Origin of the sequence: Leptospira fletcheri, assembly GCF_004769195.1 — a bacterium.
Taxonomy (GTDB): domain Bacteria; phylum Spirochaetota; class Leptospiria; order Leptospirales; family Leptospiraceae; genus Leptospira_B; species Leptospira_B fletcheri.
Genome location: NZ_RQET01000007.1, coordinates 35267 through 57879 on the forward strand (window position 1 = coordinate 35267; position 22613 = coordinate 57879).

At 47.9% G+C, this 22613-nt stretch carries 21 protein-coding genes; 14 read left to right on the forward strand and 7 right to left on the reverse strand.

Going from position 1 to position 22613, the window contains the following annotated elements; genetic code table 11:
- Positions 1–69: 69 nt before the first annotated feature.
- The 5 genes from EHO60_RS10035 to EHO60_RS10055 form a co-directional block, all read right to left on the reverse strand.
- On the reverse strand, positions 70–603 hold the full coding sequence (locus tag EHO60_RS10035; protein ID WP_246028253.1) for an SCO family protein: 534 nt from the start codon (positions 601–603) through the stop codon (positions 70–72).
- A complete protein-coding gene (locus EHO60_RS10040) occupies positions 587–1339 on the reverse strand; it encodes a formylglycine-generating enzyme family protein (RefSeq protein ID WP_246028254.1) in 753 nt (250 codons plus the stop codon). The genes EHO60_RS10035 and EHO60_RS10040 overlap by 17 nt, the downstream gene beginning before the upstream one ends.
- A gap of 6 nt (positions 1340–1345) precedes the next feature.
- Entirely contained in the window at positions 1346–2725 is a 1380-nt protein-coding gene (nirK, locus tag EHO60_RS10045) for a copper-containing nitrite reductase (RefSeq protein ID WP_135768066.1), read from the reverse strand.
- Between the two features lie 83 nt (positions 2726–2808).
- A complete protein-coding gene (locus tag EHO60_RS10050) occupies positions 2809–3294 on the reverse strand; it encodes a hypothetical protein (protein ID WP_135768067.1) in 486 nt (161 codons plus the stop codon).
- 43 nt (positions 3295–3337) lie between these two features.
- The gene (locus EHO60_RS10055; RefSeq protein ID WP_135768068.1) at positions 3338–3964 is read right to left on the reverse strand and encodes a Crp/Fnr family transcriptional regulator; all 627 of its coding nucleotides are present in this window, start codon (positions 3962–3964) and stop codon (positions 3338–3340) included.
- Positions 3965–4191: 227 nt separating this feature from the next.
- Here EHO60_RS10055 and EHO60_RS10060 point away from each other — a divergent pair, with 227 nt between their 5' ends.
- Genes EHO60_RS10060 through EHO60_RS10070 form a run of 3 tightly spaced genes read left to right on the forward strand, consistent with a single transcriptional unit; the run spans position 4192 to position 8116 of the window.
- Positions 4192–5826 (forward strand): FAD-binding dehydrogenase, encoded by a 1635-nt coding sequence (locus tag EHO60_RS10060; protein WP_135768069.1) that lies wholly within the window; start codon positions 4192–4194, stop codon positions 5824–5826.
- Positions 5823–7559 carry a thiamine pyrophosphate-binding protein gene (locus tag EHO60_RS10065; RefSeq protein WP_135768070.1) on the forward strand — a complete coding sequence of 579 codons (1737 nt, stop codon included), beginning with the start codon at positions 5823–5825 and terminating at the stop codon, positions 7557–7559. Before EHO60_RS10060 ends, EHO60_RS10065 begins: the two co-directional genes overlap by 4 nt.
- Positions 7560–7603: 44 nt before the next feature.
- The gene (locus EHO60_RS10070; protein WP_135768071.1) at positions 7604–8116 is read left to right on the forward strand and encodes a copper resistance protein CopD; all 513 of its coding nucleotides are present in this window, start codon (positions 7604–7606) and stop codon (positions 8114–8116) included.
- Between the two features lie 38 nt (positions 8117–8154).
- Here the strand turns inward: EHO60_RS10070 and EHO60_RS10075 are convergent, their stop codons facing one another.
- A complete protein-coding gene (locus EHO60_RS10075) occupies positions 8155–9342 on the reverse strand; it encodes an NnrS family protein (RefSeq protein ID WP_135768072.1) in 1188 nt (395 codons plus the stop codon).
- 343 nt (positions 9343–9685) lie between these two features.
- On the opposite strand from EHO60_RS10075, the gene EHO60_RS10080 reads away from it, so the two are divergent.
- Genes EHO60_RS10080 through EHO60_RS10110 form a run of 7 tightly spaced genes read left to right on the forward strand, consistent with a single transcriptional unit; the run spans position 9686 to position 15813 of the window.
- Complete coding sequence (locus EHO60_RS10080) at positions 9686–10072, forward strand: c-type cytochrome (RefSeq protein ID WP_246028265.1); 387 nt, start codon at positions 9686–9688, stop codon at positions 10070–10072.
- Between the two features lie 11 nt (positions 10073–10083).
- Entirely contained in the window at positions 10084–12003 is a 1920-nt protein-coding gene (gene nosZ, locus EHO60_RS10085) for a Sec-dependent nitrous-oxide reductase (RefSeq protein WP_135768074.1), read from the forward strand.
- A gap of 12 nt (positions 12004–12015) precedes the next feature.
- A complete protein-coding gene (locus EHO60_RS10090) occupies positions 12016–12624 on the forward strand; it encodes a hypothetical protein (RefSeq protein WP_135768075.1) in 609 nt (202 codons plus the stop codon).
- Positions 12625–12628: 4 nt separating this feature from the next.
- Positions 12629–13027 (forward strand): nitrous oxide reductase accessory protein NosL, encoded by a 399-nt coding sequence (locus tag EHO60_RS10095; RefSeq protein WP_135768076.1) that lies wholly within the window; start codon positions 12629–12631, stop codon positions 13025–13027.
- 10 nt (positions 13028–13037) lie between these two features.
- The gene (locus EHO60_RS10100; protein WP_135768077.1) at positions 13038–14318 is read left to right on the forward strand and encodes a nitrous oxide reductase family maturation protein NosD; all 1281 of its coding nucleotides are present in this window, start codon (positions 13038–13040) and stop codon (positions 14316–14318) included.
- Positions 14315–15031 carry an ABC transporter ATP-binding protein gene (locus EHO60_RS10105; protein WP_135768078.1) on the forward strand — a complete coding sequence of 239 codons (717 nt, stop codon included), beginning with the start codon at positions 14315–14317 and terminating at the stop codon, positions 15029–15031. The genes EHO60_RS10100 and EHO60_RS10105 overlap by 4 nt, the downstream gene beginning before the upstream one ends.
- A complete protein-coding gene (locus tag EHO60_RS10110; RefSeq protein ID WP_135768079.1) occupies positions 15028–15813 on the forward strand; it encodes an ABC transporter permease in 786 nt (261 codons plus the stop codon). Before EHO60_RS10105 ends, EHO60_RS10110 begins: the two co-directional genes overlap by 4 nt.
- A gap of 22 nt (positions 15814–15835) precedes the next feature.
- On the opposite strand, the gene EHO60_RS10115 is transcribed toward EHO60_RS10110, so the two are convergent.
- Positions 15836–16774, reverse strand: a complete 939-nt coding sequence (locus EHO60_RS10115) for an endonuclease/exonuclease/phosphatase family protein (protein WP_135768080.1) — start codon at positions 16772–16774, stop codon at positions 15836–15838.
- 283 nt (positions 16775–17057) lie between these two features.
- Between EHO60_RS10115 and EHO60_RS10120 the strand changes: the two genes are divergently transcribed.
- Genes EHO60_RS10120 through EHO60_RS10135 form a run of 4 tightly spaced genes read left to right on the forward strand, consistent with a single transcriptional unit; the run spans position 17058 to position 22603 of the window.
- Positions 17058–17564 (forward strand): cytochrome c3 family protein, encoded by a 507-nt coding sequence (locus EHO60_RS10120; RefSeq protein ID WP_135768081.1) that lies wholly within the window; start codon positions 17058–17060, stop codon positions 17562–17564.
- A gap of 20 nt (positions 17565–17584) precedes the next feature.
- Positions 17585–20659 (forward strand): TAT-variant-translocated molybdopterin oxidoreductase, encoded by a 3075-nt coding sequence (locus EHO60_RS10125; protein WP_135768082.1) that lies wholly within the window; start codon positions 17585–17587, stop codon positions 20657–20659.
- Between the two features lie 25 nt (positions 20660–20684).
- Positions 20685–22052 (forward strand): NrfD/PsrC family molybdoenzyme membrane anchor subunit, encoded by a 1368-nt coding sequence (nrfD, locus tag EHO60_RS10130; RefSeq protein WP_135768206.1) that lies wholly within the window; start codon positions 20685–20687, stop codon positions 22050–22052.
- A complete protein-coding gene (locus EHO60_RS10135) occupies positions 22052–22603 on the forward strand; it encodes a DUF3341 domain-containing protein (RefSeq protein ID WP_135768083.1) in 552 nt (183 codons plus the stop codon). The genes nrfD and EHO60_RS10135 overlap by 1 nt, the downstream gene beginning before the upstream one ends.
- Positions 22604–22613: the final 10 nt, after the last annotated feature.

Sequence of the window (22613 nt, forward strand, 5' to 3'; positions counted from 1 at the left end):
TTTGGTCCCAGGGTTCTCCTGGGACAACTTTTCCGTAGTTTTTAAGATCACACCTTCGTCTTGCCGAGGTCATTCGGGAAGCTTTCCGGAGTCCAAAATCCTTCTGATCTCCCCCGATCGGGAGATTTCGAATTTTCCGACACTGTGCTCGATTTCTCCTCCGTTCGACCTATAATTTATTTCCAGTAAGCTGCTTAACTCTCTTACATCCGATTCCGAGCCCCGGACCAGGATCCATCGATCGCTTAAGCCTTCCCTTTTTTTGAAGTCCCTCAATTCCCGGACTCCGTCCTTCGAATCTATATCCACGAGTAGAAATTTTTCGTTCCGGAATTTTACGTCCGATTCCATGTCCTTTAAGCTACGGATTACCATAGGACAAACGGTTTTACATGAGACGTAAAATACGCTAAGGACGAGCTTTTCTCCCTGAAATTTCCGGAACGCAATACGTTCCCCTTTGTCGGTCTCCCAAACGGACTCGAGGTCGGCGATGGAGCCTAATACCGGTCCGGTTTGGACTCGGGTAGCACACCCGGAAAGAAGCAGAAGCGGGATGATAGCGTAAAAGAATCGCCTCATGATTTTATACGTTCTTTGCACAGCGGAACCCTAGGTTCGGAGCCGAATATTTTGCTTTTAATGAATTTCTATAAGCGTATCTCATAAAACTTGCGTAATCCGTCTTATCTTTAACGTTAGCGGTACCGCTCGCACAAAAAGCTCCCTTGGAGTTTCCTTCCCGGTCCGAAAAGGAAGAGGAGGAATAGGAATTGAAATCCTCGACCCATTCCCAAACGTTTCCGAAAAGATTGCGTACTCCGTATCTATCTTCATAAGTTTCGGAACCGTTCGGCGAAATCTTTTTTGTGGGCGAGGAATACCAATCCAGAATCCGATTTAAAACCTTTTCCTTATCGCTTCCGCCTAACTCGGCGACGGCGATCCTCTCCCATTCCGAAGTTTGGGGGAGTCGTTTTCCCTTCCATTTGCAATAGGCCCGAGCCGCATACCAGCTCACGTTGACTACCGAGGAAGAGGGGGTTTTCTCCGCATTTCGTTTAAAGTCGTTCAGATAGGATTCGTCGACGAAGGAGAATTTTGCGTTCTCCTTCCGCCAGGCTGGACTATCGTTTAGGAATTTCGCGAATTCCGAATTCCTGACCGAATCCTTGTCTATTAAGAATTCATGAACTAACTGGGGTTTCTCTTTTGCAGAAGTCAGAAAAGGAAGAAAACTTCCCGCGGGGATGCGGACCATCCCCTGTTCCGTCGCCTCAAGCGAACATTCCGAAAAAAGGAGGAGTCCGCAGATTTGGATCAGGAGTACGGCCCGCATATTTTCTCAATGAATTCTGGAGACTTCTTCGGAAGAAACGCTTCCGCCCTTATTCTCGAAGGAGTTGAGCAGGTACGTCAGTACGTTCGCGATATCTTCGTCACTCAGACCGAGGGCGGGCATAACCCCGTTGTATTTTTCACCGTTCACCTGAATCTGTCCGGAAAATCCCTTTTTAACGATTTTGGCTGCGCGCAATTTATCCGCGTTTAAAAAGTCCGATTTTGCCAACGGAGGGAAAACTCCGGGAATTCCTTTCGCATTCGCTTGGTGGCATGCGGCGCAGTTATGCTCGAATACGTTTTTTCCCTGCTGCATTTTTTGTTCCTGCGTTGCTAATACGGATTTTTGAACGTCCCCGATGCTCTGCACGGCGCCCCCCTCCGGCAAATAGACTAGATCCGATACTTTTCCGAAAAAGATTTTTTCTTCCGGATTCCCTTCCACTTTCAGATGGGCCAATGCGCCTTTGTTAAAGGCCCGAAAGATGGAATGGTCTACAAGGATATAAGTTCCGGGTACTTTTGCCTCCATCTCCACGATGGTGGCTCCCCCTGCGGGAATCAAAGTGGTTTGTACGTTTTTGGTTCTTTCGCTCATCGACGCTTCGGGAAATACGGAATCGAAAATTTGGCCGATGACATGAAATGAGGACACTAGATTGGGTCCCCCGTTTCCGACGAAGATCCGAACTTTCTCGTCCTTTTTGACTTTGAGTGCGCGGTCATCCACGTTCGCGCCGACGCTCCCGTTAAAAACGACGTATTCCGGCTGTTCTCTCATCGCCTTTTCCATATCGAAGGGTTGCAATCCGCGTTCCCCGGTTTTTCCCTTCGTATAAAATTCGCTTTGCATAATATAGAATTCTTTATCCACGGACTCGAGACCCTTCTTGGGTTCCACTAAAACCAGCCCGTACATCCCGTTTGCAATATGCATTCCCACGGGAGCCGTCGCGCAATGGTATACGTACAAACCGGCTCTAGCGGCCTGGAATTTAAATACGCTGGTTCTACCCGGAGCGGTAAACGATACGCCGGCTCCTCCTCCCGGACCCATAACGGCGTGCAAATCGATGTTATGAGGCATCTTACTGCTCGGGTGGTTGCTGAGATGGAATTCCACGTCGTCCCCTTCCTTTAATCTGATAAAGGGTCCGGGGACCGAACCGCCGAAAGTCCAGAACGTATAGTCCACTCCCGGGGCCAGTTGCTTTACCACTTCCTTCGTTTCCAATTTTACGATTACGTTCGTCGCGCTTCGACTCAATGGGGGAGGAACATCGGGAGCGTGGGACATTGCTGCGGGTATGGGTTCGGCTTTTCTACAGGACGAGGAAAAGAAGATAAAATACAAAAATATTATCAAAAAATAATATACTTTCATGGGAAGTCCAATCTCTCTCTTTTTGATCAAGAACGCGTTCTTATATATCACGAAAGCCCTTCGATTGTCCAGGGATATTTCGCTTATTCGGGTTTTTCCCGTTCGAATCGGATCTTATACATGGAATGACAGGCTACGCATTTGGATGTCAAATTGGCGAGTTCTCGAACGGAATATTTCAGATCCCGTTTCTCATTTAGAGTATCCGCCAGGAAATCGAAATGATCATGGGTGCCGAATCCGAGTTTTTTGAATTCCAGCGGAACTTTCCGAAGCAATCCCTTTTCCGCGGTTTCGGAAGAATGGTCCATCCCTCGACCGGACTTGCGCGCCGCTTTCGCGGCCCTTTCGTAATCCTCGTCGGCTAAGGAAGAGTGGATTTCATGAACGGTCGCGAGTAGGGTTCTCATTTCGGTCAGAACAAATTCTTTTTCTTGTTCGTTTAATAGGATCGCTTTTCTGCCGTCGGGTTCGGCGGAAATTTTTCCTTCGGTTAAAACGAATACCAGTGCCGCTAAAGTTCCGATCCAAAGGAGCCAGCCGGCGTAAATCAGATATTTTCTAAACATGCTTTCCGTTTGCGTCGCGATCCGATCGCGGCATTCTTAGTCCCTAAAGGATTCGATACCGATCGTTGTTCTCTTCCACAATCCCTTCATCCAAGAGAAAACGGAATGCCCGACTTACGGATTCGGGAGTCGTCCCCAATAGGGAGGCTAACTGTTGTTTTGCAATGGGCAAATGCACGAAATTCGTTTCCGCCCCTAGTCCCTTGAGAAAACCTAAGATCTTTTCCTTAACCGTGAGGAAAAGATTCTCCACCATTTTCTTTCTAAAATAATTTACGTGGTCCACCGTTAACACGGAAAACAAGTATAGGGCTTTCGGATTTCCGAGCAGGAAGTCCAGGAATTGTTTTTTGGGATAGAACACCAACTCGCCGTCGGTTAGCGCTTGGCAAAAGGCGGGATAGAGACAGGGTTCTTCCGTTTGGAAAATCGGGGGAGTCGCTATCAATTCTCCGGCAGAGGCGATCTTGAAGATCGCTTCCTTTCCGTCGGCGTTCAGTATATAAACTTTAAAATTTCCGGATATGATTTCAAAAAAACCTTCGTAGGAATCCTTTTCACGGAATACGAGTTCGTCTTTGCCGAATTGCCTTTCGATTCCGATTCGTTTGATCATAGATCCGAACTCTTCGTAAATCGCCGCCCAATATGAGCCCACAGTAGACATCATGTGCGTATTTCCCGGGATTTCATTACTATTTTTGAATCATTTCCTTCCGATTGAATACTTTGAATTTATTCGGAAGAAGAATAAGAGACAAGTAGAAAACGCTCTCGACCAAGATCGGATTCGGATGATTTATATCATGCGCGTTTTCGTTCTTATTTTTTAAGAAATTGATACTGGTCAATCTTTGAGGATCTGCTTCATGCTATCCTTTCGAGCATATCGTACAGATGAACGGAAAGATAGAAATCATATCGACGGACGTGGCAATTATCGGCGCCGGGCTTGCCGGGATCGTCGCCGCTTTGGACTTACTCGACGCCGGAAAAAACGTGGTCCTTTTGGACAGGGACTCGGAGGAAAATCTAGGCGGATTGGCCAAACTGTCCTTCGGAGGGATTTTCATGGTGGACACTCCGATCCAAAGGTGGAACGGCATAAGAGACAGTGTTCCGTTGGCGATTTCGGACTGGAATTCTACGGCGGAATTTTCCGGTCGCGATCTCTTACCGAAACTTTGGGCGGAGGCTTACGTAAACCAATCATCCGAGGACATCTATTATTTTTTAAGAAAGTATTCCGTGAATTTTTTTCCCGTAGTTCATTGGGTAGAAAGAGGGCTGTTCAAACCCGGAAACAGCGTGCCCAGATTCCATATGGTTTGGGGAACGGGACAAGGCTTGATCTCATCCCTAAAGGGAAGATTGTTGAATCATAAAAACGCGGAAAGGATACGCTTTCTGTTTCAGAATCGAGTCGATCGACTTACGAGATCCGGCAGGTTCGTTAACGGTTGCATTTCTCGAAATACTCGGACGAATAGGGAGACGCAGATACGTGCAGAAAACGTAATCATCGCTTCCGGTGGAATCGCGGGAGATCTTACTAAAATCAGGAGACATTGGCCTAAGAATCTGGGCAAACCTCCCGAGGTCCTTCTGAACGGCTCTCATCCGTTCGCGATCGGAGACATGCATAGAGAGGCGAAAAAACTCAAGGCTAGAATCACTCATCTGGACAAAATGTGGAACTACGCAGCCGGAGTACACCATCCGGATCCGAAAATGGAGGCTCACGGATTGAGCCTGGTTCCGCCGAAATCCGCGTTATGGTTGGATTTCGAAGGACGTCGTATCGGTCCGCAACCTTTGATTACCGGATTCGACACGAAGTTCCTGGTGGAAGAGATCTGTAGGCAGAAGGAGAAATATTCCTGGCAGGTCCTAAATTGGAAAATCGCCGTCCAGGAATTGGCCGTTTCAGGTTCCGAATTTAACGAGGAAATACGTAATAAAAACATAATGGGATTTCTTCGGACGGTCCTCTTCGGGAACGAATCTCTTGTCAAAAAATTGGTCGCGGATTGTCCGGATTTCGTAGTCGCGGATTCGATTTCGGAGTTGGCCGACCGGATGAACATCCTGACGGGAACGAAATCCGTTTTGCCTCAGGTATTGAATAAATCCGTGGAGGACTACGATTCGATGATAGAACGGGGAAAATCCTTTTATAACGACGATCAGTTGAGAAGGATCGCTCAGCTCAGACAGTATCGGGGAGATCGGGTGAGAACCTGCAATTTCCGGAAAATCGTGGATTCGAAGGCGCTTCCCCTCATAGCGATTCGAGAGTTTATCTTGACCCGGAAGTCCATGGGCGGCATTCAGACTGACTTACAATCCAGAGTATTAAACGAAGACGAAAACCCCGTCCCCGGATTGTACGCCGTAGGGGAGGCCGCAGGATTCGGTGGAGGGGGAATTCATGGAAAGGCCGCACTCGAAGGAACGTTCCTCGGCGGGTGCATATTGACCTCCCGATTCGCGGTCAGGAGCATTCTGGAACGAAGGAATCGGAATCTATGAAAAAATCCGGAGCTTCCCTTGCGGTATTCGCGTTAGAACAGATCGGAGTCAAGTTTACGTTCGGAATTCCCGGGGTTCATAATACGGAACTCTACGACGAATTGAGCGGGTCTAAAACCATTCGGCCGATTCTAGTCACGCACGAATGCGGGGCCGCTTTTATGGCGGACGCAGTGAGCAGGACCTCGGACTCGATCGGAACGTTGTTGATCGTTCCTGCTGCAGGCATGACTCATGCGATGAGCGGGATCGGAGAAGCGTTTTTGGACGGGATTCCTATGCTGATTATCTCGGGCGGAGTCCGGACCGATACCGGAAAAAAATATCAACTCCATCAGATCGATCAGATGGAAATACTGAAAGGAATTACAAAAAAATCATATAGAATATCCGAGCATAAAGATATTATTCCTACCATTTACGAAGCTTACGAAGTTGCAACCACGGACGAGTGTGGCCCTGTGTTCGTGGAAATCCCCGTCAACATCCAGTTGTTTCGTGGAGAAGTATATTCCATGCCTCCTTTTGAGAGGAAGTTTCGGGGAACTGCGGAAGTGCACGGCGCGAAAATAGAAAAGGCCTGTTCACTACTGAAGTTTTCGAAGTCCCCGGGAATTTTCGTCGGATGGGGAGGGCGGGATGCTGGAGAAGAGTTGGTCCGAATTTCGGAATTATTGAATGCTCCCGTGGCCACCACTCTCCAAGGTTTGAGCGTCTTCCCTGCGTCGCATCCCAATCATACCGGCATGGGTTTCGGACCTTATTCGGTTCCGGCCGGAGAAGCCGCGTTTTCCGAGTGCGATTGTCTACTCGCCGTAGGCACCAGATTTTCCGAGATTCCTACGGGAAGTTTCGGGATGAAGGTCCCTAAAAACCTGATCCATATAGATATCAACCCGGAAGTCTTCTCCAAAAATTATCCCGCTGAAGTGGAGATAGAAGGGGACTCCAAAACGGTTCTTTCCGCACTCATCGGAGAGCTTGAAAAGGAAAAAGGTTTTCCCAGAAAGGATATTCGCTTAACGAAATTGATCCGTGACAAGAAGGCGGAGTATGCGAAGGAGTGGATGTCCCACTTGGTGGAAAATCGGATCAATCCGTATCTTTTTTTCGAGGAACTTCGAAGACAGATGGCCGATCCGGATCTTCTGGTGGTGGACGACGGAAATCACACTTTTTTGGCGGAGGAGCTGTTCCCCGTCAATCGTTCTAAGACTTTTCTTTCCCCTACGGATTTTAACAGTATGGGTTATTGCGTACCGGCCGCCATCGGAGCTAAGATGGCCAACCCGAAAAGAAAAGTGGCGGGTATAGCGGGAGACGGAGCTTTTCTCATGACCGGTATGGAGCTTCTTACGGCTTCGGTATATTCCTTAGGCGTCGTCATTTTCGTTTTTTATGATGGAGAACTCTCCCAGATTTCCCAAGGTCAAGAGATTCCGTACGGAAGAAAAACCTGTACCGTTCTCGGAGGAATAGAATTGGAAGGAATCGCGAAGGCTGCAGGCACCTCCTACTTGGTTCTGCGGGAAAACGAACGGATCGAAAAGACGATCCGGGAAGCTTTCCGATTGGCCGACAGTGGATTCCCCGTAATTGTGGATGTAAAAATCGATTATTCTAAGAGAACAAGATTTACGAAAGGCGTCGTAAAAGTGAATCTAGGTCGTTTTCCTTTAACGGAAAAATTCCGCTTTATCGGCCGAGCCCTTCTGAGAAAAATTACGGGTTAAGGAGAAAAGGAAGCGTTTCTTCGCTCGATTGAAATCGAAGAGAGATGGAGTCGATCGTTTATTTTTGGGCCCTTCTGTTTCATTTTTTTGCCGCGGCATTTTGGGTCGGAGGGATGTTCTTTTTTGTCTTCGTATTTAGATCGGTTTATACGGATCCAGAATTAAAGGAAGTGAAAAGCAGGTTACTATTCAAAGTAGCCGTTCGGTTTAGATCGGTTTCCTATCTTATCTTTTTGATTTTAGCGGTATCCGGCATCGGAATCCTTTTTTCCAAAGGTTTTTATCTCAACTTCGGAGATGTGAACTATTGGACCTCCTTTGGAGGAAAGGTTTTCCTTTTGAAAATTTCCTTATTTCTCTTTCTAGTTAGTAGTTCTGCGATTCATGATTTTTTGGTCGGACCGATCGCGTTTCAGGAAATGGAAAACGATCCGGAGATAAAGACCAAATATAGAAAATACGCCTCGTTTTTCGGACGATTGAATCTAATCGTCTCCGTCGGGATCGCCATTCTCGGATTGCTATTTTCTCGCGGGATTCGTTTCGGCGACCCCTAGATTTTCGTCCGCCGGTAAATCGATTGTTTTTCGCGGATTCACCGACCGGATATTCCGCCCGGTTCCGATCTAGGATTAACCAGTATTCTATAATATTCTAATAAAAAGATGAGAAAAGAGGATACCCAGCAGAAAGAGGAGATCATGTACGCCGCGATATTTTTACCGAAAAGAGGTAGGAAGGATCGGAAAATGACCGCCAAATTTATCAATAGGTACGCCAAAATGATCGGTTTGGACGCGCGAATCGGCCTACCCGTATGCCCCAAGGAGACTCTAGTAATCATTCCGAAGACGAACACTCCGATCGCTCCGGTCGTAAAGAGATGAAAGGCGGGAGAAGTTTCGAAAACCCCTAAGTGGGAAAAGCCGTAAGCCGTAAGGCCGACGACGAGCCAAAAATAACCGGAGTGCAACACCCATAAAATCGGGACCTTGTAGGATCTCCAAGGCTCCAACAAAAAGAATCTGAAAAAATGAACGATTGCGAGCCCAAGACAGAATAGGCCCGCAGGTAGCCGAAGGATGGGAAGCCAGTAGACTAGGGCTTCCAGAAGTAGAAAAAGAAACCAGGTGTATTGCACGATTCTTTCGAGGAGAGGACTTTTTTTCGGATTCGCTTTCGGAACCGCGACTGAAGTAAAGAAAGGAAGGATCCTCCCTCCGATGATCACCACGAATTGTAAAACGAGAAAGATCGATAAATGGACGAAATGCAGTCCCCATGCCGAGGGGAGTATCTCCAGGTAAGAGAATATTACGCAAACGTGTAATATGAAAAATAGCGCGTAGGAAATCACGATGATTCTGTTGTGTTCTTGTCCTTTTTTCCACAAAGGAGGGCCCAAGTAGAATAGGGTCAGAATGTCGCAGTATAGATCGGAAGTGATCGCCAAATACGTCAAGGGCTCGTATAGAAAGCCGAACCTCCCGACCAACCAAAGTGCGGATAGAAAGAATAGGGAATTTCTATTGAGCAACACAGATTTGGTCCAATTTTGCGCGGCCGTAAACAGAAAGCCTAGGATGGCGGCCCTGGCAAAGCCGAAGACCATTTCGTAGGAGTGAACCTGGATCCCGTTCAGAAGAAATGGGGAGCGTTGCACGGAGAATAGGATGAGCATCCAAAACGATACCGCAAACGCGGAGTGCAGTGCGGCGACCAGAAAGAAAGGCCGAAATGCCGCAGTCCAAAGCGCGGATCTCGGATTTAGTATGTTCTGCATCTGGATATTCTAAAACTTAATGTCCGATTTGTCCTTGATGATAATCAAGATCGTTCCGATTTTGCGGAATAAATTCCAAATATAGTACATTAAATTTATTTAAAATATTATTATGAAATTTTCGGGCCTAGCGGATTTGACAAAAGTCATTATTTTTTAATTCCGGGTTTTGACTTCGATCAATGAAAAAATACCGTTTCCATATATCCTTGGATTACGCCGATTGGATCGGCTCAGTTAGAAATCTCTTTTGGTGGGTTCTTTTATGGAATCGAAATCGTCGTTCAAGTTTGCTCGGGGTCGAGGAGGGAAAGCGTTCCTGATTCTTCTCGTTTCGGGCGTCATGCTCTCCGCTTGCGGAAAGGAAAAAGAAAAAGAACAGGCAGTTCCCGAAGCAGGAGGGAAAGGGATCGGTCCGGTTTCTTCGGTCGTTCTCGGTCCTATCGACGAGGCTACAGCCGAAAAGGGGAGGAAACAGTTCGAGACCAAATGCAGTGCATGCCATAAATTCGAAGAGAAAGTCGTGGGTCCTGCACTGAAGGGCGTAACGGAAAGAAGAACTCCCGAGTGGATCATGAACATGATTTTGAATCCAACGGAAATGACTCAAAAAGATCCGGTCGCAAAGGAACTCTTGGCCGAGCATCTGACCCAGATGACGTTTCAAAACGTCAAGGAGTCGGAGGCCCGGGAAATTTTGGAATACTTTCGGAAACAAGATAAAAGGTGAGTGGGATAAAAATGAACTATAAAACGTTAATAAAATCAGTATTGCTGATAATCGTAGGGACGACAGCCCTTGCCTTTTGCAAAAAAGGCGCCGCTACCGCGACGTTGGCCTCCGACGCCGCTAAAAAAGTGTATGTCGCTCCTGGGGAAAAGGACGAGGTTTACGCGTTCCTTTCGGGTGGATTCAACGGTCAGATGTCCGTGTACGGTATTCCTTCCGCGAGGTTGTTTAAGATTATTCCCGTCTTTTCCGTCTTCCCTGAAAACGGATACGGTTATGACGAGGAAACCAAGGATATGCTCAAGACCACGCACGGTTACGTTCCTTGGGATGATAGCCACCACGTGGAAGCTTCCATGACGGAAGGTAAGCAGGATGGAAGATGGTTATTTCTGAATGCGAACAACACTCCTAGGTTGGCCCGTATAGACCTGAAAGCCTTCGAGACGAAGGAGATTCTGGAAATTCCGAATTCCGCCGGAAACCACGCGTCCCCTTTCGCCACCGAGAATACGGAATATCTGATGGCGGCTACGAGATTCTCGGTTCCGATTCCTCAGAGCAGCGTTCCGATCGAGAACTTTTCCAAAGGAGATTTTAAAGGGACCGTTACGATGGTAAAGGTCGAACCGAAGACGGGAAGATTGTCTATCGAACTCCAGGTTTTAGTTCCGGGTTTCGATTACGATCTATCGCACTGCGGAAAAGGGAAATCCCACGATTGGTGTTTCTTTACGAGCTATAACACGGAACAGGCCCACAAAATGTTGGAGGTCGGAGCTTCCAAGAATGACAAGGATTATATCCTAGCATTCAACTGGGTACGTGCTAAACAGTGTCTCGACCAAGGAAAAGCTACTGCGCATTCCGGAGAATATTATCGGAACTATCTTCCGGAAAACAAACCGGTTGTGTCCGAGAAGATCAGCGGAGTCAAGATGCTTCACCCGAAAGATTGTTCCGGTATGATGTATTATCTACCGACTCCGAAAAGCCCTCACGGTACGGACGTGGATCCGACGGGAGAATACATAGTCGGCGGTGGAAAATTGGCGACGGTGATTCCGGTGCACTCCTTTACGAAGTTGATGGAAGTAAAGGATAAGCCGGAGCATAGAACTGCCGAAATCATGAATATTCCGGTTTTGAAATATGAGTCCACTTTGGCAGGGGAAGTCAAAAAGCCCTGTTTGGGACCCTTGCATACCGAATTCGACGGCCAAGGTTATGCATACACTTCCTGTTTCGTAAGTTCCGAAGTGGTCAAATGGGAACTCGGCACTTGGGAAGTGGTCCAGCATCTTCCGGCCTATTATAGTGTGGGACACTTGTCCATCGTAGGCGGAAGTTCCAAGGAACCTTACGGAAAATACCTCATCGCGTTGAATAAGATCACGAAAGACAGATATTTGCCGGTAGGGATGGAACTCCCTCAAAGTGCCCAGCTTTACGATATTTCGGGAAGAAAAGCGGAACTACTATCGGATTTTCCGACGGTAGGTGAGCCGCATTATTCCCAAATGATCCCTGCAAAGCTATTGATGGATAAGGCCGCAAAGATCTATCCTTTGGAGGAAAACAAACACCCTTACGGGATCAAAAGCGAGAAGGAAGCCAGAGTGGTCCGCGAAGGAAATACCGTACGGGTATATATGAGCCAGATCCGCTCCCACTTCAAACCGGATACGATCGAAGTAAAACGGGGAGATACGGTGTACTTCCACATCACGAATTTGGAACAAGACTTCGACATTCCGCACGGATTCGCGGTAAGCGGCGCTCCGGAAATGCCTAACCTATTGATCATGCCGGGACAAACCAGGACGTTCAAATGGAAAGCGCCAAACCCGGGGATCTATCCCTTTTACTGCACCGATTTCTGCTCAGCTCTACACCAGGAGATGCAGCAGTACATTCGGGTAACTCCTTAAGGAAAATAGAATATGAAATCGTTTTTTCTTAGGAAATTGAACGATAAAAACCGGCTCCTAGTAATAGGAGTCGGTCTCGTTCTTGTAGGAGTTTTTTTTACTCCGATCTGGCACATATCCTTGGATGCCCCTCAATATCCTGAGGGGTTAGGAATGCAAATTTGGGTGAATCGGGTCGTCGGATCCACGCCCTACGATTTAAAGAATATCAACTTACTGAATCATTATATCGGAATGCAGGAAATCGCATCCGAATCCATTCCGGAACTTTTATTCATGCCGTACGTTCTCGGGTATCTGATTTTCGGCGCACTAGTGACGTTTTTCTATCCTAGAATCTGGATGGTTTGTCTCGGAGTATTCAATTTTGCCGTCTTAGGAGCGGTGGGATTCTACGATTTTTGGAGATGGGAATACAATTACGGTCATAACCTCAACCCCGAAGCGCCCATCGTCGTTCCGGGGATGGTGTATCAGCCGCCTTTGCTGGGCTGTAAGGAAATGCTGAATATCACTGCTTGTAGTTACCCTTCCATCGGTGGCATGATTTTATTTGCTGCCGTCTTCACTCTCCTTTTCTTGCTCTGGACGGAGAGAAGGCGATTTTTGGACGGAATCTGACAAGATGAAAAAGTTTTTTCCCCTAGTCTTGATTGTTTTTTACGTTTCCTGCATACGTAACGAACCAGTCCTGCCGGAGATAGGCAGGGAAAAATGTGCGCACTGTTCCATGTCGATCGTGGATCTGCGTTTTCACTCCCAATTGTTGACTGAAAAGGGACGCAGATATTATTTCGATTCCATAGAATGCCTTCGCGCTTACGAAAAGACGAACTCTCTTCCGGTGAGGTCGAGTTGGGTCGCAGACTTCGAACATCCGAAAAAGATGATCGTCGCTTCCCAAGCGGTTTATGTGCGTTCTTCCGAAATCAGATCTCCGATGGGACAAGGGATGCTATCGTTTTCTTCCAGAGAGAGAGCCGAGATTTTTTTGAAGAACCACGCGGGAAAAATCATTCCTTAAGAAAAATAGAATGAACGGATTTTACGAAACGACTTTGAAAGGGATCCTTTCCCGGAAGAATTTAGCGAAGGCGGTTTTCGTTTTGGTCTTTTGGGCCCAAACGGAGATTCTTGCCAAGGAAATTCGGGTATGTCCCTCCTGTGAAATATCTACGATCCGGAAGGCCATCGAAATCGCCTCCGATCGGGATACGATCCTGTTGAAATCCGGTTATTATTCCGAAGAGAATCTGGTATTGAATAAGGGATTGTCCGTTGTCGGAGAGCCGGGGGCGGTCGTGGACGGGAAAAAGAAAGGGCATGTGTTCGATGTGCGTGCAAACAATGTTTCGATTCGCGGAATCAAGATCGTAGGCAGCGGGATCTCCGACACCGCCGAATACGCGGGAATACATGCGGAGAAGGTTAAGGATTGCGTATTCGAAAAGAATCGCCTCGAAGGGGATACGTATTCGATTTATCTTGCGGAAGTCGACGGTTGTAGGATTTCCGGAAACGAAGCGATCGGGGATGCAAAAAACGAAGTGTCCGGCGGAAACGGCATCCATCTCTGGTCCTCTAAGAATGTTCGTATCGAAGGGAATCGAACGGAAAAACACAGGGATGGGATCTATCTGGAATTTTCCTCCAATCTGAAGATAGAAAACAATTTCTCCACGAGAAATATCCGATATGGAATGCATTTCATGTTTTCCTCCGACAACGATTTTCGAGGGAACGAATTTACCGAGAATTCGGCGGGAGTGGCCGTGATGTATAGCAAGAATATATTGGTAGAAAATAATAAATTTTTAAACAACTGGGGGGACAGTTCCTACGGAATATTGCTTAAGGAGATTTCTGACAGCGTATTCGTAAAGAACGAATTCTCGAAGAATACGGTCGCTATATTCTCGGACGGATGCAACCGGAATTACTTCACCCACAATCGGATCTTTGAAAACGGCTGGGGGATACGCGTGCTGGGAAATAGCGATTCGAACATCTTCGCAAGAAACGATTTCAAGGAAAACGTTTTCGACGTCACCACGAATACGAAGAGGACGACTAACGTGTTTTTTGAGAATTTCTGGGAATCCTATAAGGGATACGATTTGAATCGGGACGGATTCGGAGATGTCCCTCACAAACCGGTTCATTTTTTCGGTTACTGGGTGGCGGTGTATCCTTTTCTCATGCTTTTGTATGACTCCCCGGTCGTTCTCTTCTTGCAGGGAATCGAAAGGGCGTTTCCCATCGTAACGCCGATCGATTTCGAGGATCTTAAGCCTTCGATTCGGGAGAATCTATGATTACCTTGAAGAACTTGAACGTTTCTTACGGGAAGTCGGCCGCCGTGCGCGACGTTTCCTTCCGCGCAGAAAAGGGGAGTATCCTTTCCGTCATAGGACCGAACGGATCCGGAAAAAGCTCTCTTTTGAAAGGAATCTTAGGGCTCGTTACCGTATCGGAGGGTAGCATCGAATTTCAGGACGAGAAAATCGAATCCGATTTTGGAATATCAAAAATAGGCTATATGCCCCAAGTTCCTTTGTTTCCCAAGAATCTTACGGTTTCCGAATTGATCGATTTTTTCGGAAGGTTGGAGCCTTTCGATCGGGATTCATTTGCGCATTTATTCGCGTCCCTGGGCCTGAAATCCGAGGAAAATAAGAAATTCGGATCCCTCTCCGGCGGAACGAGGCAAAAAATGAATATTCTGCAATGTTTCTCGGTCAAAAAACCGGTCTATATCGTGGATGAGCCGACGGCGAGTCTGGATCCGTACGTTTCCCACATACTGAAGGAAATCCTCATCGCGAAGAAAAACGAAGGTTCTTTGGTTTTATTTTCCACTCATATATTAAGCGAAGTTGAGGAACTTTCGGATCGGTTTTTATTGTTATCCGAAGGGGCTCTTCTCATAGACGATTCTCCTCGGGCTTTTCCGGAGAAACGGGGTTGCGACACTCTTCAATCCTCGTTGATGGATTTTTGGAATCGGGAATACGGCAAAAAGAAGTGAAAGAGATTTTATTATTCGAACTCAGGGAAAATATACGTAGTAAATGGATTTTTCTATTTTCGGGAATTCTCGCATTAGGCGTAGGAATCGTGAATTACTTCGGCGACGAAAATTCGACCCGTACGATCGCGAGTCTGACGAACGTAATCTTACTTGTCGTCCCCCTATTTTCCATTACGTTTTCAGGATTGGTCTTCGTCGAATCGCTCCCGTTTGCCGAATTGTTACTTTCCAAATCCGTATCCAGAACCAGTTACTTTCTCGGAAAATATTTGGGCATTTCCCTTTCGCTTTTGATCGGACTCGTGGTCGGGATCGGAATTCCCGGGATTCTGTCCTTCTACTCCGATCTCCGTTTTCTGCTCCTATTCTGCGAACTGATCGGGTTCGGCGGGGTGCTGATTTTTATCTTCGTATCCTTGGCGTTTCTTCTCGCAACCTTCCTCAAGAGAGGAGAATGGATCGTTTCGGGTGCTCTTTTCATTTGGTTGTACTTCTTTATCTTTTTCGACTCCGTCGTTTTCGTTTTAAGTCTCTACCTAGGAGAATACCCGATCGAAGTCCCTTCGATCGTCATCATACTGTTGAATCCGATCGATTTGATCCGAATCCTCATGATATTGCAGACCAAGACCTCCGTTCTTCTGGGATTTTCCGGAGCCTTTCTTTTGAACTCTCTAGGTCCTTATTTGTTGGTATGTTTATGCGTTCTGTTCCTGTCGGGATGGATCGCGCTTCCTCTTTGGATCGCCTACGAGAGATTCTTAAAACGAAATTTCTAAATCGGGTCTCAGTGGAGAAATATCAGGGATATCTTTCTGCGTTTCTCCTGGCAGTTCTTGCCCGGTATTTTCTTTCGCTTTCCCAGATCAATTCCGCGCTGATCGGACAATGATCGGAGAGGCCCATTTCTTCCGGAGGGTTGCCGTCGAATTTTCCGTCGTCGGCTTTGAATTTGAACTGACGAAAGGAAGAAGTATTCCATTCCATATCCGTAATTAAGTAATCGATAAACCCTTTTTGGTGTTGCCAGCAGTCCGAACTTGCCTTATGGTTCGCGGACCTTAGGAAAAGTTCCCCTTTCAGAAGGTTCCAGGACGCCTTCTTCGATTTTAGATTTTCGTTAAAATCCCCGATAAGAACGAATCTTTTCCTGTGGGAAAGGATTTCTCCCAACGCTTTCAACTGTTCGTGGCGTTCGGATTGATCCTCATTGCTGTGTCCGGCCTTGAGGTGGACCACAATCACGGTAAGTTTGCCTTGCTGTAGGGAAAATTCGGCCATGATTCCTTTCCTAAGACCGGGGCGGAGGGACAATTGGGGAAGTTCGCTTAACAAAGGGGTAGGTAGTGGCTTTTTCCAGCAGATGCCTACTTCCTGGGAATATCCGTGGGTTTTGGTCGCCGCACAGCCGTAATTTTCGGTGGTAACCTTTCTCAACGCGGATTCGTTTTCGATTTCCTGGAATCCGATGATGTCCGGAGAATTCTGAAGCACAGTATCCCTCAAGATTGCAAAGTCGGAAGGCTTTCTCGCGCGACGATTTGGCGGAAATTTCGTCCGATCCCCTTCTTCGTCGTACAGAAACATTGCGTTAAAACCGGAAAATACGAGGGAGGAAGGGGAGTTTTGGGCGTAAACCGGATCCGATTGCGGTCCGGAAACAAGCGCTAGTAAGGGAAGAGAGAAAAAAAAGAGGTTTAGGATAGAGAATCTCCGATTTTTTTTAGCCCGAATTCTCATGAAAATCGTCCTTCTATTTTAAGAATGCTGCAAGTTTTCAAGAACGATCGTTCTGATCTTTTGCGTATAGAACGCTTTTCGCGACTCTATCGAAGAAGAAAACTAGAAAAAGAGACTCATTCGATTTCCATTTTCGATCTTCAAACAGTTGATACTAAGTCTCAAACGGAGCAAAGAAGAATCGCCGAATCTACGGGGTTTTTAGGCGTTTACTTGCAATTTTAACCCAAGCCGAAATCTTTGTTCCAAACCTTATTTTGGAATCAAACGGGACTTTTCACGAATGAATAAGAAAGCTTTGAAACTTTCGGTTCCGCTCATTGCTATTGCAGCGGTGGCCTACCTGATTTTTTCTCCCTCCAAATACGTAGGCTATTCACCAGATCAGCCTATTCCATTTAACCACAAGATACATGCCGGGGACAATAAGGTAGATTGCCGTTATTGTCATACGGGTGTGGAAACGGGAGCTCATGCAACCGTTCCTAACACTTCGACTTGTATGAATTGCCACTCGATGGTGGCGACAGAAAAGCCGGATATCAAATTCTTGATCGAGACGTACCAGAAAAAGCAACCCTTGGAATGGGTGAAGGTGCATGATCTTCCGGATCATGTTCAATTCAATCACTCTCGCCATATCCAAAGGGGAGTCGATTGCTCTCAGTGTCACGGCAATGTGGCCGAGATGGTGAAGGTTAAGCAGGTCGCGTCCTTGAACATGGGATACTGCGTGAATTGTCACCGGGAAAACAACGCTCCCACCGACTGTTCCACCTGCCACAGATAATCAGGAGAAAGCATAACCAGATGGATAATAAAAATTTCCAGAAAGAAAAGAAAGCGCATTGGCTCTCCTTCGAACTCCGAGAAAAAACCGAAGAAACGAAGGAACTCCAACGCTCCGAATTCTTCACTTCTCCGGATCCTATCATTGCGAGGATTAAATCCGGCGAATTCGATCGTAAGACCTTCCTCAAATTGATGGGCGCGGGGGTCGCGATGACTTCCTTGAATTGCGTCCGTAAGCCCGTGGAAAAAATCGTTCCCTATGTGGATCTAAAGGTGTCCGACGAGGGAGAAACCTACGATTTCGTAAAACACGGACATTCCTATTACTATGCAACCGTTCATAACGGAAACGGAATTCTAGTCAAATCCAGAGACGGTCGTCCCCTAAAGTTGGAAGGAAACCCGGATCATCCGGTTTCCCAAGGCTCTCTTAGTGCGGCGGCGCAAGCTGCGATTTTCGATCTTTATGATCCGGACCGTGCTCAGGATCCCGCTTCCGTTTCTGGTGGAAAAGAGACCAAAATCGATTGGGCTACCCTGGACGCGAAAGTCAAGGAAGCGCTGAACGCAAATAAAGGGAAAACGGTTATAGTTACCAGACCCCTGGATTCTCCTTCCACAAAGGAACTCATCGGAGAATTCCTAAAAGCGATCGGAGGCGGGAAGCATTACGAAGTTTCCGTTACCTCTTCGGAAGAAGCGGTTTCCAAAGGACAGGCGGCATCCTACGGGAAGGCTCTCGTCCCGAACTACCGTTTCGATCTCGCGAATGCGGTTCTTTCCATCGATTGCGATTTCATGGGAGGATGGATTTCTTCTCAGGAATACCAAAAGGATTTTTCCAAACGCAGAAACTTAAGAAATGGCGGAAAAGAAGTGAACTTCTTCGTCGCTGCGGAATCCGTTCCCACAGTCACCGGTTCCAACGCGGACCTTCGCCTTCCGATCCGTCCCGGAGATCAGACTAAATTCGCACTGGCAATCGCCGCGGCGCTTTCCGAATTGGGAGCGAACACGAAGGATGCTCTGAACGGCGCGACCTTATCCGCACTCGCCGGAGAATTGGGACTCGATGCGGAAAACATCAAAAAAACTGCAAAGGCTCTCTGGCAAAACAGAGGAAAATCCCTTGTCGTTGCCGGTGGACTTTCCGCGACAACGAAAGATGCGGTCGATCTGCAGGTCCTGGTGAACTATCTGAATTCGGCGTTGGATAACGACGGCAAGACCGTTGACCATTCCAGCCCGAAAAAAGAAGGGTTGGCCAATTATTCCGGAAATCTAAAATCCCTGAGTGACGAATTGAAACAAGGAAAGGTAGGCGTTCTTTTCCTGTACGATACGAACCTGGTTTACCAAGCCGGAGAGACCTGGAAGGATTCCCTTCACAAGGCCGCTTTGGTAGTAAGCATTTCCGATCGTGCGGACGAGACCGCTTTGGTTTCCAATTATCTCGCACCCACCACTCATTTCTTGGAGTCCTGGGGAGATGCGGAAGTCACCAAAGGAATCTTCTCCATCCAGCAACCGGCGATTCGTCCTCTTTTCCGCTCCCGTTCCTTCGAGGATAGCTTGATCGCATTTGCCGGCGGTTCTTTGGGCGGAGAAAGTGTTTATTACGAATATTTGAAAAAAGCTTGGATGAAGAAATTAGGATCCAAGCAAAAATGGGAAGATCTACTTCGCGTCGGAACTACCGTTAAGGCGTCCGACAGAAAGGCAGCGACCGGAGCTTCTAGAGGGTTCAACCGCGCCGCATTGAAAAAGGTCTCCTCTTCTCCCGCAGGAACTCGTCTGGCTCTTTACGAAAAGATCTCCATCGGAGACGGAAAGGGCGCCAACAACTCGCTCTTGCAGGAACTCCCCGATCCGGTCACGAAAGTTACGTGGGACAATTACGTCCTTCTTTCTCCCCAATTGGCAAAGGAAAAAGGAATCCAATCCAACGACGTAGTAATCCTGAAAACCGATAAACAGTCTATAGAATTGTCGGCGCAAATCCAGCCCGGGATGCACAAAGATGCGATCGGAATCGCCGTCGGTTACGGAAGGACCGCAGCCGGTGTCGTAGGAAACGGGGTCGGAAAGAATGCATACGTGCTGTCGGAAGACGGAGTCTTTTCCGGAATCTCGGTGACTTCCATCGAAAAAACCGGCAAGACCTATAAGCTGGCCTGCACCCAACACCACCACATGATGTCTCCCGGATTCGGATATCCGGACCGTCCTCTGATCCAATCCACTTCCATCGAAGACTATCGCCAAGATCCGGCTTCCGGAAAGGCGGAGTCCGAAATTCCAAAGATCAAAAAAGATGGAAAACTCGTGAATGCCGTAGGGGGAAACCCCATTTACGAATACCCCGGCTATCGCTGGGGGATGAGCGTGGATCTCACAGCGTGTACCGGTTGTTCGGCTTGCGTCATCGCCTGCCAAGTGGAGAACAATATTCCCGCGGTAGGAAGGGACGAGGTTCGGGTCGGCCGCGAAATGCATTGGATCCGCATCGATCGTTATTATATCGGCAATCCCGATAAACCCGAGGACCTGCAAGTGGCTCACCAGCCGGTCATGTGCCAGCATTGTGAAAACGCTCCTTGCGAGACCGTATGTCCGGTGGCAGCCACCGTTCACGGATCGGAAGGAACCAACGATATGATCTACAACCGCTGTGTTGGAACCCGTTATTGTTCCAACAACTGTCCGTTTAAAGTCCGTCGTTATAACTGGGCACAGCACTGGTACAATGAAACCGGCGCGCAAAAAGGCGCAAGACCTCCTCGGTATCTGGGACTCAACCCGGAAGTTACCGTTCGCGGTCGCGGTGTCATGGAAAAATGTACCTTCTGTTCTTCCCGTATTGCGGAGAAGAAGATCCAGGCCAAGAACGAGGGTCGTACTCTGAAGGACGGAGAGCTGAAGACGGCTTGCCAGCAGACCTGCCCGGCGGACGCGATCAGCTTCGGAAACGTAAACGACAAGGCTTCCGAAGTCGCCAAACTGAGTGCGGATCCCAGATCCTATCGCTTGCTAGAATATCTAAACGTCGGTCCCGCGGTCGCTTACCTGACCAGGGTCAGAACCAAGATCTAATCCGGAGTAACGAAGCGCTATGTCCATACCTAACGCAATCAAAGAAGCCCTGGATATCCAGCCCCTGGTCACCGGCGGTAAATCCGTCCGTGACGTAACGGAAGATATCTTACGGCCGGTAGAGGCTTTCCCCACTTCTCTTTGGTGGAAAACCTTCCTTCTGGCTCTCACCATCACCGTAATCGATCTAGGTATCATCGGATACCTAGTATATGAAGGTCTTTATATCCTCGGGATCAATAACCCGGTCGGCTGGGGATTCTTTATCGTCAACTTCGTGTTCTGGATCGGTATTGGTCACGCCGGGACTCTGATCTCGGCGGTCTTGTATCTGTTCCGCCAAGAATGGAGAACGGGGATCAACCGCGCCGCGGAAGCAATGACGATCTTTGCGGTTTTGACCGCCGCGTCCACGTTGATCATCCACATCGGACGTCCCTGGATGGGATACTGGCTCTTTCCGTATCCGAACGAAAGAGGACCTCTTTGGGTGAATTTCCGCTCTCCCTTGATTTGGGATACGTTTGCGGTCTCCACCTATTTGACCATCTCTCTCGTCTTTTGGTATATCGGGTTGATTCCGGATATCGCCGCCGTTCGGGATCGGGCGACCGGAAAAGTCCGTAAGATGGTTTATGATATCCTTTCCTTCGGGTGGGTAGGTTCCAATAAGGCTTGGTCCCATTTGGAAACCGTAGCCATGATTTTGGCTGCACTCTCCACTCCTCTGGTTCTTTCGGTGCATACGATCGTGTCCTTCGACTTCGCGGTGTCCATCCTTCCAGGTTGGCACACGACCATCTTCCCGCCATACTTCGTCGCTGGGGCGATTTTCTCCGGCTTCGCCATGGTGGTAACCCTGATGGTGATCGCAAGAGAGGTCTTCAATCTCAAGGATTACATCACCATGAAACACCTGGAGAACATGAACAAGGTGATCATGGTTACAGGTTTGATCGTGGGGCTCGCGTATTCCACGGAGTTCTTCATGGCCTGGTATTCCGGCAACGAATACGAAGGATTTGCTTTCGTGAACCGCGCCTTCGGACCTTTCGGTTGGGCATACTTCATCATGTTCAGCTGTAACGTGTTCGCTCCTCAGGTATTCTGGTGGAAAAAACTAAGAACCAATATCCCGGTCATGTTCGTCATCTCCATCATCGTCAACATCGGAATGTGGTTCGAACGTTTCGTAATCGTGATGACTCTTCACCGCGACTTCCTACCTTCCAGTTGGGATGTGTACGTTCCGACGGTTTACGATTTTATGATGCTTCTCGGAACCTTCGGTATTTTCTTCACCCTCTTCCTTCTGTTCTGCAGGTTGCTGCCTGTGATCGCCGTTGCGGAAGTGAAGACCGTTATGCCGCATAAAGACGGAGGCCATCATTAATGTATCTGCCACGTAAGGAACAATTCCATACCTTCGAAGAGACCACCTCGGGCGTATTCGGTCTGTTCGATACCCCCGCTCAGATCATCGAGGCGGCCAAGAAAACCAAGGACAAAGGATATACCGGGTTCGATTGTTTTACTCCGTATCCCGTCCACGGCTTGGACGACGCGATGGGACTGCCTCGCTCCGGACTTCCCTGGGTTACGTTCTTTATGGGACTCTTCGGGTGCATCACCGGTTTCGGAATGCAATACCTGACCCACAAGTACGATTGGCCTTTGAATATCTCCGGTAAGAGCCTCAATGCTTGGTTCGCTTATATCCCCATCACTTTCGAATTCACCGTCTTTATGGCGGGGGTTTCCACCGCGGTGGCTATGTTCATTCTGACCAAGCTTCCGAAAACCAATCGTAAGGTTCTGCATCCGGATATCACGACCGACAAGTTCGCGCTTTGGATTCCTTCTCATTCCGCGAATTATTCGGAAAGTTCCGTGACCGAGTTCATTAAGGGGCTCGGCTCTAAATACGTCGAGACCGTGAAATAGGAGAAATGAA